The sequence below is a fragment of the Tabrizicola sp. genome, from assembly GCF_030694085.1.
Taxonomy (GTDB): Bacteria; Pseudomonadota; Alphaproteobacteria; order Rhodobacterales; family Rhodobacteraceae; genus Tabrizicola.
Genome location: NZ_JAUXZE010000073.1, coordinates 24,717 through 45,356, shown reverse-complemented (window position 1 = coordinate 45,356; position 20,640 = coordinate 24,717). Strand labels below are relative to the sequence as shown.

The following is a 20,640-nucleotide window of genomic DNA, read 5'->3' as shown; positions in this document are numbered from 1 at the left end:
TCAATAAAATCAATGGTTCGGCTTTGCCATTAGGCACATCCGGTTGCGGCGCTTGTTTCGCTTCACTGGCTTGCCACGCGACTTTGTCTTTCAACGCTTCTCTGAACCAATCAGCGTCGTAGCCGCAGTCGGCCAACAGCCAGTCCGCCTTTGGCAAGCTGCCCAGCAGGGCCGCCGCGCCGGTGTAGTCGCTGACCTGGCCTGCGGTCATGAGGAAGCGGATGGGGCGCCCATCGGGGTCGGCGACGGCATGCAGCTTGGTGTTCATGCCGCCGTTTGTTCGGCCGATCAGTCGGCCCTTTCGTCCCCAGGTCCCCTTGTTTCGATCGCAGGATGATCGCCGCGCGGCCAGCTTGAGATCGGTCGCGTCGATCATCACCGTCTTCGTAATGGCGGCCTCGGCGGCCAGCACCTCCATCATCCGGGCGAAGACCCCCTTGTCGCTCCAGGCTTCCAGCGGTTGTAGAGGGTCTTCGGCGGTCCATACTCCTGGGCGCATCACGCCACCGCAAGTTCTTGCGATTGATGAAGATTATCCCGCTCTGCGAGCTTGGTCGACGCAAAGGTGTGCCTTAGAACCCACTGGGATGGTGCTTGGGATCGACGCCGCCCGCATCGCGCGCGCCTTCCTCGTGCCGACCCCGAAGATGGCGCAGCGGATGGTCCCGGCCAAGGCGCGCATCCGGGATGACGGGCTGTGCTTTGTCCTGCCGGGCCCCGAGGATCTGCCGCCGCGGGGTTGGATATCAGACACATCCCCTCCGCCTCATCCGTTGCCGTCAACAGTCCGGTTGCAGCGCTGTGCGGTTTTGTCGCCAAGGATCACGCGTTTGTGCGGTTCTTGCGGGACGGACTACTTCCGGCGACCGTCGGCGTCGAAGAAGAGCGTCTGATCCGGGTCGTAGGTGAGGCCGACATTGTCGCCGACCACGGCAGGAAGCCGACCGGCGCCTTGCACGCAGACCAGACCTGCAGGGGTTGCGACGTGCACCAGCGTCTGGTTGCCAAGCCGCTCGACCAGCCGGATTGTGCCTGTCAGCGGCGCCCCCTGAGCGGGTGCCAGCCGGACGTGTTCCGGCCGCAAGCCGACTTCCTGCACCGACAGTCCAAGGGCGACGCCGGGAAGAAAGTTGATTGCTGGATTGCCGATGAAGCCGGCCACGAAACGGTTGGCGGGCGTCTCGTACAAGTCCATCGGGCCGCCGATCTGCTGCACCTCGCCGCCATTCATCACGACGATCTTGTCGGCCATCGTCATCGCCTCGACCTGGTCGTGGGTGACGTAGATCATCGTGGCTCCTAGGTCGCGGTGGAGGTTGGACAGTTCTAGCCGCATCTGGACGCGCAAAAGAGCGTCGAGGTTGGACAGGGGTTCGTCAAAGAGGAACACCTGCGGGTTGCGCACCAGCGCCCGGCCGATGGCGACGCGCTGGCGCTGGCCGCCGGACAGTTCCGCCGGGCGGCGGCTCATCAGGCTGTCCAGTTGCAGAAGCTTCGCCACTTCGGCGGCGCGGGCCAGACGGGTGGCCTTGGCGACCCCGGCGGCCTCCAGCGAGAAGGCGATGTTTTCGGCCACCGACATGTGCGGGTATAGAGCGTAGGACTGGAAGACCATCGCGATCTGCCGGGCCGAGGGTTCCTCCATTGTCACGTCGCGACCGGCGATCTCGATCCGACCGGAGGTCGGTTCCTCCAGCCCGGCGATCAGGCGCAGAAGCGTGGACTTGCCGCAGCCCGAGGGACCGAGAAGAGCGCAGAACTCGCCCTTCTCGACGGTCAGGTCCACGCCCTTGATCGCCTCGAATCCGCCAAAGCTTTTTCGCAGGGAGGTGAGGCGGAGTTGCGCCGTGTCGGGCATCGGCTACTCCCGGATCCAGACCTGCATCGGATTCGGCCCCCGGTTGCACCAGATGTAGTAGGGGACCGCCAAGAGGGGCGAGGGGCCTTCTGTGGGCGGGTGGGTGCGGTAAAGGGCGGCGTCATGGTCGGTGATGGCGGCGCCTTCGGCTGTGAGAACGCTGATGCCGCCAAGAAGGTCCTTGCGGAATTCATCGGTCACGGCGCTGGTGCGCGGCAGGCGTAGGCGGTGGAGCGAGGCCTTCTGGTCCTGACCTTCGAAGCAGTAGACGAGGGGGCCACGGCGCAGGGCCACGCGTCCGACGTCGGCCTTGATCTCGGGGTGCGGCCAGAGGCGTTGGGCGGGCATCGGCAGATCAAGCTCGACCACGTCTCCGGGGGCCCAGGTGCGGGCAAGACGCAGGTAGCCGCGGTCGGTCGTGACGGGGACTTCGGACCCGGCAACGCGGACGCGGGGAGCTTCGCACCAGGCGGGGATGCGGAGGGACAGGGTGAAGGCCTGGGGGGTATCGGGCGTGATTGCGACCCGGATTGCGCCGGTCCAGGGGTAGCTGGAGGTCTCAGTGATGCGAACCGTGCCGCTGCCGAGCGTAACCTCGGTCTCGGACCCGCCGTAAAGGTGAAGGGCCACCTCGTTGTCACCCAGGCCGTAGACGTAACCGCCGATGGACGCGACCAGACGGGCGACGTTCATCGTGCAGCAGGGGCAGGGATGCCAGTCCCAGCGGCGGTGGCTGCCGTCGCTGTCCAGCTTGTTGTCGTAGAAATAGGTGTCGCCGTCCCGCGACAGGCCCGCCAGCGCGTTATTGTAGAGCGCGAGTTCCAGAAGGTCGGCATACTGCCCGTCAAGGTCCAGGTTCAGCATCCGCGCCGCCCAGAAGATCATCGCGCAAGAGGCGCAGGTCTCGGCATAGGCGGTGTCGTTCGGCAGGTCGTAGTCCTGGGTGAAGCCCTCGTTCCGGGCCGAAGGACCGAAGCCGCCGGTGACATACATCCGGGTCGAGGTGACGTCCTGCCACAAGGTTTCGCAGACCTGCTTCAGCTCGGTATCGTCATGTTCGGCGGCAAGGTCGGCCATCGCGGTGTAAAGATACATCGCGCGGACGGCGTGGCCGACGACCTTGGTCTGCTGGCGGACCGGCAGGTGCGACTGGCTGTATTCGTAGGTCCCCTGACCGTATTTGCCCGCAGGCTCGCCCCGGGCGTCGCGTTCCTGGTCGAAGTAGTGCGGCTGTTGGCCCCGTTCGTCGACGAAGTAGGTGGCAAGGTCCAGGTATTTGCGCTTGCCGGTGGCGTGCCAGGCCTTGATCAGCGCCAGTTCCACCTCGGGGTGGCCGCAATAACCGCGCTTCTGGCCCGGACCGCGCCCGAAGACGGTGGCGACATGGTCAAAGGCGCGTTCCATCACCTGCATCAGCCGGTCCTTGCCGGTGGCGCGCAGGTAGGCAACGGCGCCTTCCAGGATGTGGCCGAGATTGTAAAGCTCGTGGTTGTCGCGGAGGTTGGTCCAGCGGTTCTGCGGTTCGCGTTCCAGATACCAGCAGTTGACGTAACCGTCGGGCTCCTGCGCCTTTTCCAGGTCGTCGATGATCGCCTCGATCTGCGCTTCGATCACCGGGTCGCGGCGGTGCGCCAGGGCGTAGGACGCGGCCTCGATCCACTTGCCGACGTCGCTGTCCCAGAAGATCTGGGTCGAGAACCCGTCGGCGTGGGGCTTGAAGGTCAACGGCGGGACGGGTTTCGGGAGTTTCAGGCTTTCAAGCACATTGTACTTGGCCAGCTGGGCGTGCTGGCTGGGGATCGTGGTGCGCAGCACGGTCTCCAGCCGTTCGGACCAGAAGGCGCCGGTAATCTTGACGTCGGCAAAGGGGATGGATGAATAGCGGCGCATGGGGTCCTCCGTCAGGTGCTGTCGCGCACGACCAGCGTGCAGGGCAGGCGCAGGGTGCCAGAGGCCTCTGCGCCCTTGATCATCTGGGTCATCTTCTGCCCGGCCTCGGCGCCAAGCTGGATCAGGTTCATGTCGACCGAGGTGAGGGCGGGGCGGCAGGCCTCGGCCATCACGGTCCAGTTGTCGAAGCCGGTCAGGGCGACCTCGGTCGGGCACACGATCCCGGCTTCGCGCAGGGCATCGGCGCAGCCCCGAGCGATGAGGTCGTTGCCGCAGACGATGGCGTCAGGGCGCGTTGGGCCGGACATCAGTTGCGCGGTGGCGGCGCGGCCCCACGCCTCGGTCCAACTGCCGTGCATCAGGGGGCCGGGGTCGAGGTTCGCTGCGGCAAGGGCCTCGCGCCAGCCTTCCGCGCGCAGGCGGACGGCCTCGAAGTCGCGGGGGCCGGTGACATGGGCGATGCGGCGGCGGCCGCGCCGGATCAGGTGGTCGGTCGCCAGCCACGCGCCGCCCTGGTCGTCGGGAAGAAGCGTCAGCCCGCCGGGGGTGTCGCCCTGGCTGAAGACGTAGATGACCGGCAGGCCAAGACCCCGCAGGTCGACCGAGGGTCGACGGTCGGCGCGGCGGGCGGTGACGATCAGCCCGTCGATCTGCTTGGCGAGCAGTTGGTCGAGGTGCGCGCGTTCGCGGTCGGCGTCATCGGTGGCGTTGACCATGAAAACGCCGATGCTGGACTGGGACAGGACGCCCTCCAGCCCCTCCATGATCGGCATGGTGAAGCGACCGAAGCTGTCGTTGGAGATCAGGCCGACGGACCCCGACAACCCGGTGTGCAGGCTGCGCGCCAGGGTGTTCGGGCGGAAGTTCAGGCTGCGGACCGTGTCCATCACCCGCTTCCGTGTGTTCTCGGACAGCGACCCCGTTGCGTTCAGCGCCTTCGACACCGTGCCGATCGACACGCCCGCCGCCCGTGCGACGTCGTGGATGGTGGCAGCGCCGCGCGGCTTGTCGGGTTCGGTCATTTCACGGCTCCTGCCAGCAATCCGGAGACGTAGTACCGTTGCAAGGCGAGGTAGACGAGCAGGCAGGGCAGCATCGACACCACGACTGAGGCTTGCAGCGCGCCCCAGTCCACCGACCCGAAATCGCCCGAGACGACGCCAGTCAGCATGATCGGGACGGTAAAGGCACTTTCGGTGTTCATCAGGATCAGCGCACCGATGAATTCGTTCCAGCTTGTGATGAAGGCGAACAGGGCCACGGTGACCATGCCCGGCAGGGCCAGCGGGATGAAGACCCGGCGCAGCTGGAAGGCGGTGGAGGCGCCGTCGACGCGGGCGGCCTCTTCCAGTTCCTTCGGGACGGATTCGAAGCTGTTGCGCATCAGGTAGACTGAAAACGGCAGTTGCAGGATCGTGTGCAGGATCGCGAGGCCGAAGTGGTTGCCCGTCAGGCCAAGCTTGGCGAACATCAGGTAGATCGGCACCAACAGCGCCTGGTAGGGGATCATCATCGAGGCGAGGATCAGGACGAACCAGATTTCCTTCCCCGGCACCGGGAAGCGAGCCAGAGCAAAGCCGGCGGGGACCGAAAGCGCGAGGCAGAGGACTATGGTCAGCCCTGCGACAACGGTGGAGTTGCGGACGTAGGTCCAGACGCCTTGCTGGTAGTTCGCGACTTTCTGGTAGTTCTCGAGGCTTAGCGCCGAGGGCAGGTAGGTCGGCGGCACTGCCGAGGTCTCGGCCAGGGGACGGAACGAGGCGAGGAAGGACATCACCAGTGGCATCAGCATCAGCGTGATGATGGCGATGCAGATCGCGGCCATCAGCCAGCCGCGCGCCTGGCGGGCCAATGGCTTTGGCGGCAGGGCAAGGGTCGCCACGCTCATCGCCGCCTCCGGGACTGCAGCCGCAGTTGCAGGACGGTCATGGCCATGATCACGACCATCAGGATCACCGACAGAGCGGCGGAATAGCCAAGGTCGAAGCGGACGAAGCCGGACTGGTAGATCCAGTAGACCGAGGTGAAGGTCTTGCCGCGTGGTCCACCGCCGGTCATCAGGTAGAACTGGTCGAAGGCCAGCATCGAGCCGATCACCGAGATCACCGTCGCCATGACCAGGGACCGGGCAGCGAGTGGCAGGATGATCCGACGGACTTGCAGGCTGCGCGAGGCTCCGTCGATGCGGGCGGCTTCAAAAAGGTCGGTGCCGATCGACTGGATCCCGGCCATGATCAGGATCATCCCGAAGCCCACGACCTTCCAGGTGACCGAGATGATGACGGCGGCGAGGCCTGTCTCGGCCCTGCGGAACCAGACCACTGGCGCATCGATGACACCCAGGTCTACGAGCAGCTGGTTGAAAAGCCCGACCTGCTGATCAAAGAGCCAGAACCAGAGTAGCGAGGACGAGGCAAGGCCGATGACCACCGGCAGGAAGACGACCGATCGGGTCAGGCGACGAAGTGGCGTGTTCGGTGAAACGAGCAGCGCCAGCGCAAGGCCGAGGCCCATCAGGAGTGGCGTGATGACAACGGTGTAAAGCAGGGTGAACTTGAACGCCGCCCAGAACTTCGGGTCACCAAAGGCGGTGCGGTAATTCTCCAGCCCGATCCACTGGCCCCCGCCCAGAAGCGAGGTCGAGGTGAACGAGAGCCAGACCAGATGCACCATCGGCCAAAGGACGAAGAATCCGACGAAGGCCAGAGTCGGGGTCAGCCAGGCAAGGCCGACAAGGGCGTTCCTGCGGGTGGACATCCATGCGTTCCCGGATTGGCGGGGCAAGAACGGGGGCCAGACCGGCCGGCCCCCGGGTTTGGCTTACTTCGACGCGATGGCCAGCATCTCGGCCCGTGCGGTTTCGATTGCGCCGTCGACGTCGCCATCGAAGATCGCGGTCTGCACCATCGTGATCCACGGCGACGAGTCTGAGTTCACCATGTCGGCGAAGTGGAAGACCCAAGGCACGTAGCCCACCGACAGCGCCTGGGCGGTGGTCAGCACCTTTTCGTTGCCCTTGGTGAACTCGTTGTCGGCAAGGTCGGTCCGGGTGGTCAGGATCGAGTTCTTGGCCAGACCCTGCAGCTGCGCCTCGTCCGACAGGACCCAACTCACGAATTCCCGCGCCGCAGCCTCGTTCTTGCCGCCCGCCGGAATCGCCACCACGTCACCGCCAACGAAGGCCGAGACCTGCCCCGGTTCGGCACCTGGCAGAAGCGTCAGGCCGTAGTTGAAATCGGGGTTTTCCCGCTTCATCAGGCTGATGAGGAAGCCGCCAGTGCCGGCTATGCCGATCTTGCCCGAGGCAAAGGCAGAGACGAAGTTCGCCCCGGTGTCGACTTCGGCGTTTTCAGGGATCATGCCTTCGTCCCACATGGTCTTGTAGGCCTCCAGCACCAGCTTGACGCCATCGCCGGTCAGGGCCTCGTCCTCGCCATTGCGGGGCAGCATCTTGGACCCTGCAGCAACCATCATCGGCGAGGTGACAAAGATGTTGCAGCCGGGGCAGGAGCCCGAGAACCAGAAGCCGTAGGTATCGCCGCCCAGTGCGCGGATCTTGCGGGCGTGGTCCACAACTTCGGCGATGGTCGTCGGCCCCTTCTCGGGGTCCAGGCCCGCAGCCTGATAAAGGTCCTTGTTCCAGGCAAGGACCGAGACGTCAGGCGTGAAGCCGACGCCGTAGGTCTTGCCCTCATAGGTGGCGATGTCCTTGTAGGCCTGGACGTGTGTGGCATAGTTCGGATCGGCGGTCAGCTGTTCGGTCAGGTCGGTCAGAAGGCCGGCCTTCATGAAGTCGGGCATGTAGATCAGGTCGAAGGACACAAGGTCAGGGCTGTCTCCCGACTGCGCCGAGGTGGCAAGCTTGGTCACCATCTGGTTGTCGGGGATCGCCGTCAGGGTGATCTTGCTGTCGTGGCTGGAATTCCACAGGTCGACCATCAGCTTTCCGGGGTCGGCCGCACTTTCGCGGACCCACATCGTCAGGTCTTCCGCGTGGACAGGAAGTGCGGTCAAGGCCGCGAACAGGCAAGCAGTCAACGTTCCCGGAATCCGGGATCTGGGTCTGGTCATCGTCGATCCTCCCTCGTGTGCCGTTTGGGCACGGTGACTGGCGGGGTCTCCTCCCCGGTATCAGAAAAGGTTTTCCTGACAATCCCGATGTTGCGCCCGGGTTGGGCCCAAGGCGAAAACTGCGACAACAGGTGAGTCGGAAAACGTTTTCCTATCGCATCGAAACACAGCGGACGAGTCGCGTCAATGCGGTTGAAGCGAGGGGCTTGCCCAGCCTTGGTGCTGGGTCGTCAGGCTATCGTAGTGGCAAGTGCAGAGCGCAGGAAGGACAGCACCCGGTCATCCACGCCGTGCCCGAGGACGTCGAATACCTTGAGTTCGGGTGCCGCGCCCGCCGCGTGCAGCCAGGCGTTCGTAGCCGTCGCATGTGCCGCAGGGATCACCGGGTCAGCGTCGCCATGCAGCAGCGTGATCGCAGGCCAGTCGGTCCGGGCAGGCACCGGCCCGGCAAGGCGGCCGGATAGCGCGAAGACGGCCCGCGAGGGAAGGCCCGCGGCTACGGCATGCAGCGCCATGATGGCACCTTGGGAAAAGCCGATCAGCACGGTCTGTTGCGGGTCGCCGAAGGACTCGATCATCGCGCAGAACGTGCGCAGGGCGGCGGCAATCCGGGCGGGGCGGTTCTCTTCGGTGATCCCATTGACCGAGAACCACTGCCGCCCCGGCCCCATGTCGAAGGGTTGCGGGCCATCCGGGACATGGGCGACGCCCGCGACGCCAAGCGCCTCGGCCAGGGGCCGCATCGCAGCTCCGCTGCTGCCAACGCCGTGCAGGAAGATGATCCGGGTCATTGGGCAGCCTTCAGGAGGGCTGTGACATGCTCCGGTCCGGCGGGGACGATGCCGGTGGGGTTCAGCGCCTTGATCGAATAGTAGCCCGCCTTGATGTGGTCGATCTCCACGGTCGCGGCCACACCGGGCAGACGCAGGATACGCTCCATATAGGCCGAGAGTCGGGGGTAATCGGCGATCTGGCGGCGGTTGGTCTTGAATAGTCCGTGGTAGGCGGAATCGAAGCGGATGAGCGTGACGAAGGCGCGGACGTCGGTTTCTGTCAGCCGGTCGCCAAACAGGTAGTCGCCGGTCAGGCGGGCTTCCAACTCGTCCAGCATGTCGAAGACGCCCGCCACCGCCTCGTCATAGGCCGCCTGGGTCGAAGCGAAGCCGGCCTTGTAGACGCCGTTGTTCAGGGCGTCGTAGAGGCGCGGATTCATGTTTTCGATCTGGGCAGCCAGGTCTTCGGGGTAGAGGCGCAGGTCTGAGGGTGCCAGATGCTCGAACGCGGTGTCGAACATCCGCAGGATGTCGGCGCTTTCGTTCGACACCATCACATCGCGCTGCATGTCCCACAACACTGGTACCGTGGCGCGCCCGGTGAAGTGCGGATCGGCGCGGGTGTAGATCTGATGCATGTAGGTGGCGCCGAAAAGGGGGTCCGAGTCAGCGCCGGGGTGGCCGCCGAACTGCCAGCCTTGCGCCGTGAGGACCGGATTGACCACCGTCACTGGGATCAGGTCGGCCAGCCCCTTCAGGCTGCGGGCCATCAGGGTGCGCGAGGCCCAGGGGCAGATCAGTGCGACATAAAGCCGGTAACGACCCGCCTCGGCCCTGAAGCCGCCCTGACCCGTTGGGCCGGGGCTGCCGTCGGGCGTGATCCAGTTGCGGAAGCTGGAGGCCTGCCGCACGAAACGGCCCTTCTCGTCGGCCTTCTGCACCGGCTGCCAGTCAGCCACCCATTTGCCATCCACAAGCATCTCAGACCCCCTGATGAAAGACGAAGGACCGCATCGACACCGATCCAAGGTCGATCGCGTCGGTCATGAAGGATAGCTGGTCGCGGGCATCCGACGCCCCGGCAATGGTCAACGCGGGCATGTAGTGGTCCACCGTCGGGTGGGCCATGCGCAGGAGTGCGCCAAGGCCGTTGGCATCGGCCAGGGGTTTCAGGTCGCGTGCTTCCAGCCGGTCAGCGAAGAGCCGGTCGAACTCCAGCGCGAAGTCCAAGGGCTGACCGCCAAAGCGCATGGCGCGCAGGTTGTGGACGACGTTGCCCGACCCCAGGATAAGGACGCCACGGTCGCGGAGTTGCGCCAGTGTGCGGCCGACCTCAAGTTGGTGCTCCAGCCCGCGCGCCATGTCGATGGAGACCTGGAAGACTGGCACCTTGGCCTGCGGGTAAAGAAAGCGCAGCACCGTCCAGGCGCCGTGATCCAGGCCCCAGGTGTCATCCTCGGCGGAATGGTGGCTGGCCAGAAGGCTGACCACTTCCCGCGCGAGGCCCGGGTTGCCGGGGGCGGGGTAGTCCATCGCGTACAGCGCGTCGGGAAAGCCATAGAAGTCGTGGATCGTCTTCGGCAGGGCCGATACATCAACCAGCGTGGTCCCCCGCGTCATCCAGTGGGCCGAGACGACCAGGATCGCCGCGGGTTCCGGCAGGCTTTGGCCCAAGGCGGTCCATGACTGGCTGTAGGGCGTGTCTTCCAGCGCGTTCATCGGGCTGCCGTGACCCAGGAACACCACCGGCATCCGGGCCGAGGGTGCCAGCCGGTCACGCAGGGCATGAAGATCGGTGATCGCGCTCATGGTTGTCTCTCCTGTCAAAGGGGCCGCCCGGTGCTGGGCGGCCTGAAAGGGTGTCAGGCGGTCACAAGGCCGCGGGCCGAAGGCTTCAGCGCATAAGCGCCGCTGCCCAGCAGCGCGATGGCGCCCTGCACGATGGCCCAGAACAGCGGGAATTCCCAGCCGCCGCCTTCGCTGGAGAAGACCCAGCCGTTGCCAGCATGGACCCAGGTCGCGCCCAGAAGGACCGGGATCAGCGCCAGCGACACCGCGCGGGTGGCGACGCCCAGGATCAGGGCGAGACCGCCCGCGACTTCGACCAGGATGGTCAGGTAGGCCAGGAAGCCCGGCAGGCCCAGGCTTTCGAAATAGCCCACGGTTCCCGGGATGGTGAAGACGAAGACCTTCATCAGTCCGTGGGCGACGAAGAGCGCGCCACTGCTGACGCGGAGGAGGAGAGCGGCGTAGTCGGCATTGGGGGTCATGGCTTGGTCCTTTCGGGACGGCAGAGGTTCCGGTGACCCATAGGTAAGGCTTGACGGAGCCACATGAAATGAAGACGTTGTAGAATGACTATCCACAAAATGTTCTGAATAAGATGGACCTGATCGACGAACTCAAGGCCTTCGTGGCCACCGCGCAGACCGGGTCCTTCACGACGGCGGCAGGGCAGTTGGGCGTGTCGAACCGGCTGACATCGAAATACGTGGCCGAGCTTGAGGCGCGGCTGGGCGTCCGGCTTTTGCAGCGGACGACGCGGAAGGTGGGGCTGACCCCGGCGGGCGAGGACTTGCTGGCGCGCGCGCCTGCGCTGCTGGACGATCTGGATGCGCTGATCGGCGACGTGTCCGAAGGCAGCCGCGGGTTTGCCGGGGTGATCCGGGTCTCGGCTTCGGTCACTTTCGGGGAGATCTGGGTGGCGGGGATGCTGGAGCGTTTCGGACGCGCCCATCCGGCGTTGTCCTTCGATTTGCGGCTGAACGACCGCCACGTCGACCTTGCGGCCGAGGGGATCGACGTCGCCTTCCGCCTGGGCCGGACCGAGACGCAATCGCTGAAGGCGCGGAAGCTGGGCAGTTTCCGGTCGGTGCTGGTCGCAAGCCCGGACTACCTGGCGCGCCGGGGAACGCCGCAGGTGCCCACCGACCTGGTCGCGCATGACTGCATCATCGACACCAATCGCCGCACACCCCGGCGCTGGGTCCTGGGGGCCGAGAGCGCGGCAGAGGCGGTGACGGTTCAGGGCCGTTTCCAGGTGAACTCGGCCCGGGCGGCGGTCGACCTGGCAGCAAAAGGGTTGGGCATCGCCTATGCGCCGCGCTTTGTGCTGGGCGGTGCGCTGGCGGCGGGGCTTGTCCGGCTGCTGCCCGACCAGCCCGGAGAGGTCAGCCCGTTAAGCGCGGTCTACCTGGAAGGCCGCGTCCTGCCGCGCAAGGTGCGGGCGCTGATCGACTTTGCGGCGGACGATATCCGGGGCGCGGATCTGCTGTGATCCCGTCGTCCAGGGCGGAGCGCGCTGGGCCTGCACGTGTCGCAAATGGAGGGATTTCCAGAACAAATTTCTGACCGGGTTGGCCGGGCGGTAAGGTCTATTCCACGAACTTCGACCTGCCAGGAAGGTGAAACCATGCTTGATGACATGCTGCATGTTATGGAGTGGCATAACGGGGACAAGAATTATTCCCCCTTCTCCGATGCCGAAATGAAACGCCGTCAGGACGATGTTCGCGGCTGGATGGCATCGAACGACGTCGACGCGGCGCTGTTCACGTCCTACCACTGCATCAACTATTACTCGGGCTGGCTTTACTGCTATTTCGGCCGCAAGTACGGCATGGTGATCACGCAAGACGCGGCGACCACGATTTCTGCCGGGATCGACGGCGGCCAGCCCTGGCGGCGCAGCTTTGGCAACAACGTCACCTACACCGACTGGCGGCGTGACAACTTCTACCGCGCGGTGCGGCAACTGACCCCGGGCGTGCGTCGGCTGGGGATCGAGTTCGACCATGTGAACCTGGACTACCGCAAGGCGCTGGAAGCCGCGTTGCCGGGGGTGGAGTTCGTGGACATCGCGCAGCCCTCGATGTGGATGCGGTCGATCAAGTCGGCCGAGGAACACGCCCTGATCCGCACCGGCGCGCGCATCTGCGACGTGGGCGGTTGGGCGGTGGCCGGCGCGGTCAAGGCAGGCGTGCCCGAGCATGAGGTCGCCATCGCCGGCACCAACGCGATGATCCGCGAGATCGCCGCGTCCTTCCCCTTTGTCGAACTGATGGACACCTGGACCTGGTTCCAGTCTGGCATCAACACCGACGGTGCCCACAACCCGGTGACGAACAAGAAGGTGAAGTCCGGGGAGATCCTGTCGCTGAACACCTTCCCGATGATCTTCGGCTATTACACCGCGCTGGAACGCACTCTGTTCTGCGACCATGTCGATGACGCAAGTCTGGACATCTGGGAGAAGAACGTCGCCGTCCACCGCCGCGGGTTGGAGCTGATCAAGCCCGGCGCCAAGTGCAACGAGATCGCGCTGGAGCTGAACGACATGTACCGCCAGTGGGACCTGCTCAAGTACCGCTCCTTCGGCTACGGGCACTCGTTCGGGGTCCTGTCACACTACTACGGTCGCGAGGCTGGGGTAGAGCTGCGCGAGGACATCGAGACGGAACTGAAGCCTGGCATGGTCGTGTCGATGGAGCCGATGGTCATGCTGCCGGAAGGCGCGCCGGGGGCTGGGGGCTATCGTGAGCATGACATCCTGATCGTCACCGAGGACGGGGCCGAGAACATCACTGGCTTCCCCTTCGGCCCCGAGCACAACATCATCAGGAACTGATGCGATCACTGAACTGCTTTGGACCAAGTCCCGGTCTTGGCGGGTTCTGGTTCAGGCACCAATGCAATCAGGTCAGGGGGCGCGGCTCCATCATGCGCTTGCCACCCGTCGCGGGCTACGGACAGCCTCGGGCAACCTGTCTGAAACGCGCGCAGGACATGATCACAAGGCCGGATCAAGCCCGCAGCGAACTGTTCAGGAATTGAGTGATCGGCCCGGCATCAAGGCCGCAACATCAGGCGCGCAAGCTCTGTAATCTCGGCTTGCGATAGAACGTTTTCAGCCGGGAATGGCATCATCAGCCGTCCAATTGCTGCCCAATACATCAGTTGTGCCCGAGATTTGGCTGCAGATTGCGGAACCCCGCCATCGATCAGGATATTTTCGGCAACTCCGATGCGCGCCACATCTACTTTCGCGACTGCCGCGGCGACGGCAGGATCGACAGTTGACCATGCCCTGACCGCGCGTTCCAAGGCCTCACCGGACTGAAAAGTCTTCTGCAAGAGGTCATCAAGCGCCTGTTCGGGCGGTGCCATTTCCCGCGCGGTGCGGATGATCTGCCCGCTCGAAATCTCAGACCAGTGTGCAATCACCTTGGCGTGAAAGCTTTCGAGGTTGTCGAAGTGGTGATAGAAGCTTCCCCGCGTGACGTTGAGCGCTTTCGCCAAGGGTTGCGCCTTGAGCGCACCGTGGCCACGCTCCTTCAGTTCCTTCACCGCCATGTTCAGCCAGTCGGCGGGTGTAAGCGGGGGCGAATCCATCAGGTAGACATACACCAGTGCATGCGATAGGCAACATACACCAGTGTATGTGGCGCCGGGCGCAGATCAGGAGAGCACATGAACAGAGCATTCACGAACATACTTTGCACTGATGTCGCGGGGACGGCCCAGTTCTATCAGGATCTGATCGGGATGAAGCGGACGGGTGAATTCGGCTGGTTCGTCATTCTGTCACACCATGACATGCCCGGATTCGAGCTGGGTGTGCTGGACCAGGATCACGACACAATTCCTGCGGGGGTGTCTGGTCCTGCGGGGGTGTCTGGCGGCCCGTCCGGTGTCATGCTGACCTTCGTCGTGACCGACGTCGAAGCGACCTATAGTCAGGCGACTGCGATGAAGGTCGAGATCCTTCAAGAGCCGACAGATTTGCCTTACGGACAAAGACGCCTGTTGCTGCGCGATCCCGCTGGCACCTTGGTCGATGTAAGCTCGCCGATCAGGTAACAGCCCCGCCATTGCACCACAGACTATGCGTCCATGCGCTCCGTCTGCCCATCGGCCCCTACAAGACCGCGATCCCCACTCTCCTTGCGGCGGGGGTGGTGGATCAAGAAAAAGGGGCCGGAAGCGGCCCCTCTAGTCGCAGGGAGGCAATGATGAACCTTATCAGCCGAACTCGGCCCGCAAGGCGCTGACGATTCCCGTCGTGCAGACATCCAGGAGGATATGCCCCTTTTCGACCGAGGCTTCCTTGGGCGAGGAGAGAGTGCCGGAACAGGGCGTCCATTCCGGCTTGACCGGGTAGACATCATAGGGCGGGAAAGTCGCGGGCGCGTGGTCAACGGCACGGTCAAGGTGGACGTGTTCAGGATAAAGTGCCAGCATCAGCGACGTCTCAAGGACACCACCATGTTCCACATCCCAGCCGGGGAAGCCGCCGGGGTAAAGCTTGGCGATCGCCTCCTTGTGGACGAAATCCCAGTAAGACAGCACGACCACTTTCAGATCGGTGATCCCGTCCCAGCGCAGCTCACGCAGGGCAAGGTCGATGCCTTCGACGATGAACCACGAATTCTCGAAATGGCCGTTCACCAGGCAGATCTTGCGCACGCCGTGGCGGGCAAACTCCTTGACCACGTCCTTCAGCGCCGCAACCAGCGTGGCGCCGTCCAGGCTGGTGGTCCCCGGCAGATGGTTCCCGCCGCCCGATTTCTGGTGCGACTTGTAGCCGTAGGTGAATGGGGGGGCCACGAGGGCGCCTATCTCGAGCGCGACGCGGCGGGCGAATTCGGTGGGCAGCAGGACGTCGACGTGCAACGGCATGTGGTGGCCGTGCTGCTCCATCGACCCGATGGGGATCAGGATCGGTGTCTGCCCGCCGCGTACGGCGGTATCGTAGTCGGGCCAGGTGAGTTCTGACGCGAAGGCGGTGGTATGTTTCATCTGGACCATAACCTGCAAAGGGGATGATCGAAATTACGTTGCCAGAGGTGCATAAGGAAAATATATAGTCGCAATGGCTCCATTGGCGGGGCAAATGCAATGGCACTTCTGACGAACCTTCCGACCGACCTCTTGCGCACCTTCATCGCGGTGGTGGAGCTTGGCGGTCACTCCAAGGCCGGGGCTGTACTGGGTCGCAGCCAACCCGCGATTTCGCTGCAGATCCGACGACTTGAGGAGCTTGTTCGAACGCCGCTGCTGGCACAGGAGGGCAGGGCGATCCACCCAACCCCGGCTGGCGAGGCGCTTTTGTCCTATGCGCGCGAGATGGTGCGGATCAACGACGAGGCGGTGCGGTATTTCCATCGCTCGGACATGACCGGCGTGTTGCGGATCGGCCTGCCCACCGACTATGCCGTTGCCTTCCTGCAGAACACGCTGACCGGCTTTCTGCGCAACCACCCAGACGTCGACCTGGAAATTCATTGCGACCTCAGCCGCGAGTTGCACCAGCAGATGCGCTCCGACGATCTGGACATCATCGTCGCCACCATGCCGTCGGCGCGGATGCCCTACCTGTCGCGGTCCTGGACAGAGCAGCCGATCTGGGCGGCGGCCGAGTCGATGGTCCTGGCCCCCGACAGGCCGGTTCCCTTGGGAGCGCACCTAGAAGGCTGCGACTATCGATCCCGCATGATCGAAGCGCTGGATGGCGCAGCCCGGCGCTGGCGCATCGTCTATACAGGTCCGGGCATCTCGGGCTTGCAGAACGCGGTCCTGAACGGGATTTGCGTGACGGCGCTGACCCGCGCCACGCTGCTTCCCGGGATGCGCGAACTAGGAGAAGCGGACGGACTGCCCAACCTGGAACCTCTGCGCGTGGGTCTGTTTTACAAGCATCCCCGCCTGTCGCCTGCAGGTCTGCAACTGGTCAGCGACCTTGTGGCAAGCCTGGAAAGTGTCGGTTCAGGGGTGAAGCCGTTACCAAACTGATCAAGATGCAGGCAGGCATAACGGGTGCTTATCAATGGATTTCAAGAACCGATTTTGTCTGCCTGATACATTCCCCTAACGTCGCGGCAAGAATAAAGCCAACACAACGACGATAGGGAATGCAAAGATGACCAGGATCGATCCGCTTGCGAAGGGCCTGACCCGGCGCTCGCTGCTTGCCACGGGGGCGGCCGCGCTGGCCACGCCCATGCTGTCGCGCCGCGCCTTCGCTGCGCCGACCGAGCTGACCATGCTGGCCTGGTATGGCCATGCCGAGCCGGACATCGTCGCCGAGTTCGAGGCCGAGATGAACGTCAAGTTCGTGCCGAAATACTATACCGGCGGCGACAACATGCTGGGCCTGATCTCGCAGTCTCCGCCCGGCACCTTTGACGTGATCCTGTCCGACGCCGAATACGTCCAGGCACTGAACGCAGCCGGATATGTCGAGGAACTGGACCCCGCCGACTATGCGCTGGACGACTATTTCCCCGAGTTCCAGCAGTTTCCCGGCAACTGGGCTGACGGAAAGCTGTTCTCGCTGGTCACCCGCTTCGGCTTTCTGGGTGTCGCCTACAACACCGACGCTCTGACCGAAGCGGAAGCCTCCAGCTACGACGTCTTCTGGGACCCGAAACTGACCGGCAAGGTCGGGCATTTCGACTGGCACCTGCCGAACCTGGGGCAGATGAGCCTTCTGACCGGCAACGCCAGCCCCTATGACATCGACGAGGCCGCCTGGGCTGCGGTGCAGGAAAAGACCATGTCGCTGCGCAGCCAAGTCGGCGGGTTCTTCGACTATGGTGGCACCTTCTCGTCCTTGAACGACGGGCAGATGCTGGCGTTCTGCGGGATCGGCGACTGGATCACCGGCGTATTGGAAAAGTCCGGCGCCAAGGTGAAGTCGGTCATCCCGGAGCAGGGCGGGTTGCAGTGGTCGGAATGCTTCTCGATCGGCAAGGGCTCGGCCAAGGCGGATCTCGCGAAGAAGTGGATCCAGTACATCACCTCGGCCAAGGGTCAGGCGAAGTCGGCGCAGATGGCAGCCTATCCGGCGCTGATCCCGAACGCGAAGGGCTGGGAGGTCCTGCAGTCCGAGAACCCGGACGAAGCCAAGCGCCAGGGCATGACCAAGGATGCCGGGAACGCGATGGACATGATCCGCGCGGGCCGGATCAAGTATCGTCAGTGGCCGGTCCAGCAGGACCTTGAGACCTGGAACGACTTCTGGTCCGAGTACAAAGGGTCCTGACGGAGCCTTGCCGATCCAATGACTTTGCAGACCGGCGGCGCTTCTGCTGCCGATCTGCCCCCATCCGGAGCGCAGTCTGAAGATGAGACGTCCGATTACCCTTTATGGTCTGACCTTCTCGCTGCCGCTTCTGATCTGGCAGGTCCTGTTTTTCGTCTTCCCGCTGCTGTTCCTGGTCGCGCTGTCGTTCTGGACGGTCAAGAACTTCGTGATGCAGCCGGACTTCGACCCGGTGAACTGGACCACGATCTATGGACGTGCCGTCTTCTGGCAGGCCTACGGCACGACGTTGACGCTGGCTGCTGCTGCTGCGGTGCTGACCAGCGCGCTGGCGTTCCCGGCCTCCTACGCCATCGCCTTCAAGCTAAGCGACACCGCGCGGCGCTGGGCGGTGTTCCTGATGGTGATCCCGTTCTTCACCAGCTACCTTGTGCGGATATATTCCTGGCAGATTTTCCTGTCCGACAACGGGATCATCAACGTGATCCTAGGCGGGATCGGCTTGGGGCCGTTCCAGATGCTGAACACCGTGGGTGCCACGATGATCGGCTACCTGACGCTGGCCTTCCCGCTGGTGGTCCTGTTGCAGCTCTTCAGCCTGGTTTTCATCGACCGCACCCTGATCGAGGCGGCGCACAACATGCGCTGCGGGCGGCTGCGCACCGTGTTCGAGGTGGTGATCCCCTCGGCCCGAACCGGGTTGGTGATCGCGGCGCTGTTCTGCTTCATCCTTGCGTTCGGTGACTTCGTCAGCCCGGTCTACCTGGGCGGGGGTGAGCCGACGACGCTGTCGATCCTGATCACCGATACCACGAAATCCGGCCAGCAGTGGCCCCGAGCGGCCGTCATCGCGCTGACGATGATCGGCACACTGATGGTCGTGGCCTTCGCAGCGGTGAAGTTTGCCTACAAGGGGAAGTCGAAATGATCTGGGGGAAGTCGAAATGAGCGGCTCTGCCGAACTGAACCGCAGCCGGACCGTTGACTGGGCGCTGATGCTGTACGTCGTCTTGGCCTATGCCTTCGTCTTCGCGCCCATCGCGGCCAGCTTCGTCTTCAGCTTCAACTCGGACCGCTTCCCCTCGATCCCGCTGGGCGAGTTCTCCCTTGACTGGTACCGCGCCGTCGCCACCGATCCGCTGGTCTGGGACGGCGCGCGCAACACCCTTTTCGTCGGCTTGATCGTCGGCATCGTCTCGACCGCGCTTGGCTTCGGGGCGGCCTATACGGACTACCGCTACAAGTTCGCGGGCAAGCAGGTCTACCTGGCCCTGGCGCTGCTGCCGCCGACGATCCCGGTCATCATCCTGGGTCTCGCCATGCTGGCCTACCTCAGCCGCATCAACCTGTCGGGCAATGCGCTGTCGGTCATCATCAGCCACGTCGTTGTCTGCGCGCCCTTTGCAATGGCGATCATCCGGCTGCGCCTTAGCCAGATGGACCCGGCGCTCGAACCTGCGGCCTGGAACCTGGGCGCATCCGAATGGATGGCGATGCGCCATGTTATCGTGCCCTTCTGCGCTCCGGCGATCTTCGGTGCCCTTTTCATCACGATGGCCGTGTCGTTCGACGAATTCGCCGTGGCCTGGTTCGTCTCGGGTCTGAACGAGACGCTGCCGGTCAAGGTTCTGGGCTTCCTGCAAGGCCAGGTCAGCCCGCGGATCAATGCGATCGGCACCTTCGTCTTCATCCTCTCCATGACGCTTGTGATCCTGGCGCAGCTTCTGCTGTCCGGTCGCGGCGCCAAGCCCGCCGACAAGGAGTAAGCCATGAGCCGCGACACACTCGTTTCATTTGAAGGTGTGGTGAAAACCTTCGGCTCGTTCGTGGCCGTGCAGAAGCTGGATTTCGAGATCAAGAAGGGCGAGTTCCTGGCGATCATGGGGTCTTCGGGCTGCGGCAAGACCACGACGCTGCGGATGCTTGCCGGGCTTGAGGCTCCGACGGAAGGGGTGATCCGCCTGTCGGGCAAGCCGATCAACGACCTGCCGACCTGGAGCCGGGACACCCCGATGGTCTGGCAAAGCCTGGCGTTGTTTCCGTTCCTCAACGTCCGCGAAAACGTGGAATTCGCGCTGAAGATGCGCGGGGTGGGAAAGGCGGAACGTCGCAAGCGCGCCGAGCAATGGCTTGACCGGATGCAGATCACAGAATTCGCCGAGCGCAACATCAGCCAGCTTTCCGGCGGCCAGCGGCAGCGCGTGGCACTGGCCCGGTCGCTGGTGGTGGAACCCGAAATCCTGCTGCTGGACGAACCGCTGTCGGCACTGGACGCCGCGCTGAAGGTGCGGATGCAGTCGGTCCTGAAGAACCTCCAGCGCGAGACAGGGATCACCTTCGTCTATGTCACCCACAGCCAGTCTGAAGCCTTCTCGATGGCCGACCGGGTCGTCATCATGAGCCGGGGCGTGATCGAGCAGATCGGCACGCCACAGGAAATCTACCGCACTCCGCGCACGCGCTTTGTGGCCGATTTCCTGGGGTCGTCGAACCTGTTCAGTGGCAAGGTCCGCGCGGGCGGGCAGGGCCAGGTTCTGGAGACGCCGACGGGACAGTTCGTGCTGTACGGGCAAGTTGCTGCGGTGGGCGAGGCCGCCACCCTGACCGTTCTGGACACCAAGACCCATCTTAGCGTGGAAAAACCTGCGGGCGCGGTCAACGTCGTCCCGGTCCGGGTCATCGGCGAGGAATTCGTCGGCGCAACCGCGACGCTGTATCTGGAAACTGCGCAGGGCCAGGAAATCCGCGTCCAGAAAGGGCATGACGAGATCGCCGATCTGCCCACGGACATCGGCCAAAGCCTTTATGCCTGGTGGAACCCGCAGGATGGCCACCTTGTCGCCGAAGCCTGATCCCGGGGTCTATCCGTTTCCAAGCGCCCGTCTCGGGCCGGTCGCCGTCGATCTTGCCACTGAGCACTGCACCATGCGCCTTGTACTCCTTCAGGGTGGTGGCCTGTCGTCGCAGCAGTTGAACCAGGTGCCGCTATGCCGAAATGCAATGTC

Annotated in this window: 20 protein-coding genes and 1 pseudogene; 8 read left to right on the top strand and 13 right to left on the bottom strand. The window is 64.0% G+C overall.

Annotation, left to right across the window (positions count from 1 at the left end):
* Positions 1-82 precede the first annotated feature (82 nt).
* The 11 genes and pseudogenes from Q8M85_RS17060 to Q8M85_RS17010 all read right to left on the bottom strand — a co-directional run.
* Positions 83-542: pseudogene (locus Q8M85_RS17060) on the bottom strand (IS5 family transposase); the annotation flags it as partial.
* A gap of 311 nt (positions 543-853) precedes the next feature.
* Entirely contained in the window at positions 854-1,858 is a 1,005-nt protein-coding gene (locus tag Q8M85_RS17055; protein ID WP_305546795.1) for an ABC transporter ATP-binding protein, read from the bottom strand.
* A gap of 3 nt (positions 1,859-1,861) precedes the next feature.
* Positions 1,862-3,748 carry a glycoside hydrolase family 127 protein gene (locus Q8M85_RS17050; protein WP_305546793.1) on the bottom strand — a complete coding sequence of 629 codons (1,887 nt, stop codon included), beginning with the start codon at positions 3,746-3,748 and terminating at the stop codon, positions 1,862-1,864.
* Between the two features lie 11 nt (positions 3,749-3,759).
* Positions 3,760-4,770, bottom strand: coding sequence for a LacI family DNA-binding transcriptional regulator (locus tag Q8M85_RS17045; RefSeq protein WP_305546791.1), 1,011 nt, complete (start codon positions 4,768-4,770; stop codon positions 3,760-3,762).
* Entirely contained in the window at positions 4,767-5,636 is an 870-nt protein-coding gene (locus Q8M85_RS17040) for a carbohydrate ABC transporter permease (RefSeq protein ID WP_305546789.1), read from the bottom strand. Before Q8M85_RS17040 ends, Q8M85_RS17045 begins: the two co-directional genes overlap by 4 nt.
* Positions 5,633-6,505 (bottom strand): carbohydrate ABC transporter permease, encoded by an 873-nt coding sequence (locus Q8M85_RS17035; RefSeq protein WP_305546787.1) that lies wholly within the window; start codon positions 6,503-6,505, stop codon positions 5,633-5,635. The genes Q8M85_RS17040 and Q8M85_RS17035 overlap by 4 nt, the downstream gene beginning before the upstream one ends.
* A gap of 63 nt (positions 6,506-6,568) precedes the next feature.
* Positions 6,569-7,819 carry a sugar ABC transporter substrate-binding protein gene (locus Q8M85_RS17030; RefSeq protein ID WP_305546784.1) on the bottom strand — a complete coding sequence of 417 codons (1,251 nt, stop codon included), beginning with the start codon at positions 7,817-7,819 and terminating at the stop codon, positions 6,569-6,571.
* A 230-nt stretch (positions 7,820-8,049) separates the two neighbouring features.
* Positions 8,050-8,610, bottom strand: a complete 561-nt coding sequence (locus Q8M85_RS17025; RefSeq protein ID WP_305546783.1) for a dienelactone hydrolase family protein — start codon at positions 8,608-8,610, stop codon at positions 8,050-8,052.
* The gene (locus Q8M85_RS17020; RefSeq protein ID WP_305546781.1) at positions 8,607-9,572 is read right to left on the bottom strand and encodes a glutathione S-transferase family protein; all 966 of its coding nucleotides are present in this window, start codon (positions 9,570-9,572) and stop codon (positions 8,607-8,609) included. Before Q8M85_RS17020 ends, Q8M85_RS17025 begins: the two co-directional genes overlap by 4 nt.
* A gap of 1 nt (position 9,573) precedes the next feature.
* A complete protein-coding gene (gene ygiD / locus Q8M85_RS17015; protein WP_305546779.1) occupies positions 9,574-10,401 on the bottom strand; it encodes a 4,5-DOPA dioxygenase extradiol in 828 nt (275 codons plus the stop codon).
* Between the two features lie 53 nt (positions 10,402-10,454).
* The gene (locus tag Q8M85_RS17010; protein WP_305546777.1) at positions 10,455-10,862 is read right to left on the bottom strand and encodes a DoxX family protein; all 408 of its coding nucleotides are present in this window, start codon (positions 10,860-10,862) and stop codon (positions 10,455-10,457) included.
* A 113-nt stretch (positions 10,863-10,975) separates the two neighbouring features.
* Here Q8M85_RS17010 and Q8M85_RS17005 point away from each other — a divergent pair, with 113 nt between their 5' ends.
* On the top strand, positions 10,976-11,869 hold the full coding sequence (locus tag Q8M85_RS17005) for a LysR family transcriptional regulator (protein ID WP_305546775.1): 894 nt from the start codon (positions 10,976-10,978) through the stop codon (positions 11,867-11,869).
* Positions 11,870-12,004: 135 nt separating this feature from the next.
* Positions 12,005-13,219 (top strand): M24 family metallopeptidase, encoded by a 1,215-nt coding sequence (locus tag Q8M85_RS17000; protein ID WP_305546773.1) that lies wholly within the window; start codon positions 12,005-12,007, stop codon positions 13,217-13,219.
* A 221-nt stretch (positions 13,220-13,440) separates the two neighbouring features.
* Here Q8M85_RS17000 and Q8M85_RS16995 read toward each other — a convergent pair whose 3' ends face one another.
* A complete protein-coding gene (locus Q8M85_RS16995; protein WP_305546771.1) occupies positions 13,441-13,998 on the bottom strand; it encodes a TetR/AcrR family transcriptional regulator in 558 nt (185 codons plus the stop codon).
* 63 nt (positions 13,999-14,061) lie between these two features.
* Between Q8M85_RS16995 and Q8M85_RS16990 the strand changes: the two genes are divergently transcribed.
* The gene (locus Q8M85_RS16990; RefSeq protein WP_305546769.1) at positions 14,062-14,451 is read left to right on the top strand and encodes a VOC family protein; all 390 of its coding nucleotides are present in this window, start codon (positions 14,062-14,064) and stop codon (positions 14,449-14,451) included.
* A gap of 162 nt (positions 14,452-14,613) precedes the next feature.
* Here the strand turns inward: Q8M85_RS16990 and Q8M85_RS16985 are convergent, their stop codons facing one another.
* Positions 14,614-15,390 carry a creatininase gene (locus tag Q8M85_RS16985; RefSeq protein ID WP_305546767.1) on the bottom strand — a complete coding sequence of 259 codons (777 nt, stop codon included), beginning with the start codon at positions 15,388-15,390 and terminating at the stop codon, positions 14,614-14,616.
* A 99-nt stretch (positions 15,391-15,489) separates the two neighbouring features.
* Here Q8M85_RS16985 and Q8M85_RS16980 point away from each other — a divergent pair, with 99 nt between their 5' ends.
* From Q8M85_RS16980 to Q8M85_RS16960, 5 genes are all read left to right on the top strand, one after another.
* A complete protein-coding gene (locus tag Q8M85_RS16980) occupies positions 15,490-16,383 on the top strand; it encodes a LysR substrate-binding domain-containing protein (protein WP_305546765.1) in 894 nt (297 codons plus the stop codon).
* Between the two features lie 127 nt (positions 16,384-16,510).
* On the top strand, positions 16,511-17,635 hold the full coding sequence (locus tag Q8M85_RS16975; RefSeq protein ID WP_305546763.1) for a spermidine/putrescine ABC transporter substrate-binding protein: 1,125 nt from the start codon (positions 16,511-16,513) through the stop codon (positions 17,633-17,635).
* 82 nt (positions 17,636-17,717) lie between these two features.
* A complete protein-coding gene (locus tag Q8M85_RS16970; RefSeq protein ID WP_305546761.1) occupies positions 17,718-18,563 on the top strand; it encodes an ABC transporter permease in 846 nt (281 codons plus the stop codon).
* A gap of 16 nt (positions 18,564-18,579) precedes the next feature.
* On the top strand, positions 18,580-19,401 hold the full coding sequence (locus Q8M85_RS16965; protein WP_305546759.1) for an ABC transporter permease: 822 nt from the start codon (positions 18,580-18,582) through the stop codon (positions 19,399-19,401).
* Positions 19,402-19,404: 3 nt separating this feature from the next.
* Positions 19,405-20,487, top strand: coding sequence for an ABC transporter ATP-binding protein (locus tag Q8M85_RS16960; RefSeq protein WP_305546757.1), 1,083 nt, complete (start codon positions 19,405-19,407; stop codon positions 20,485-20,487).
* Positions 20,488-20,640: the final 153 nt, after the last annotated feature.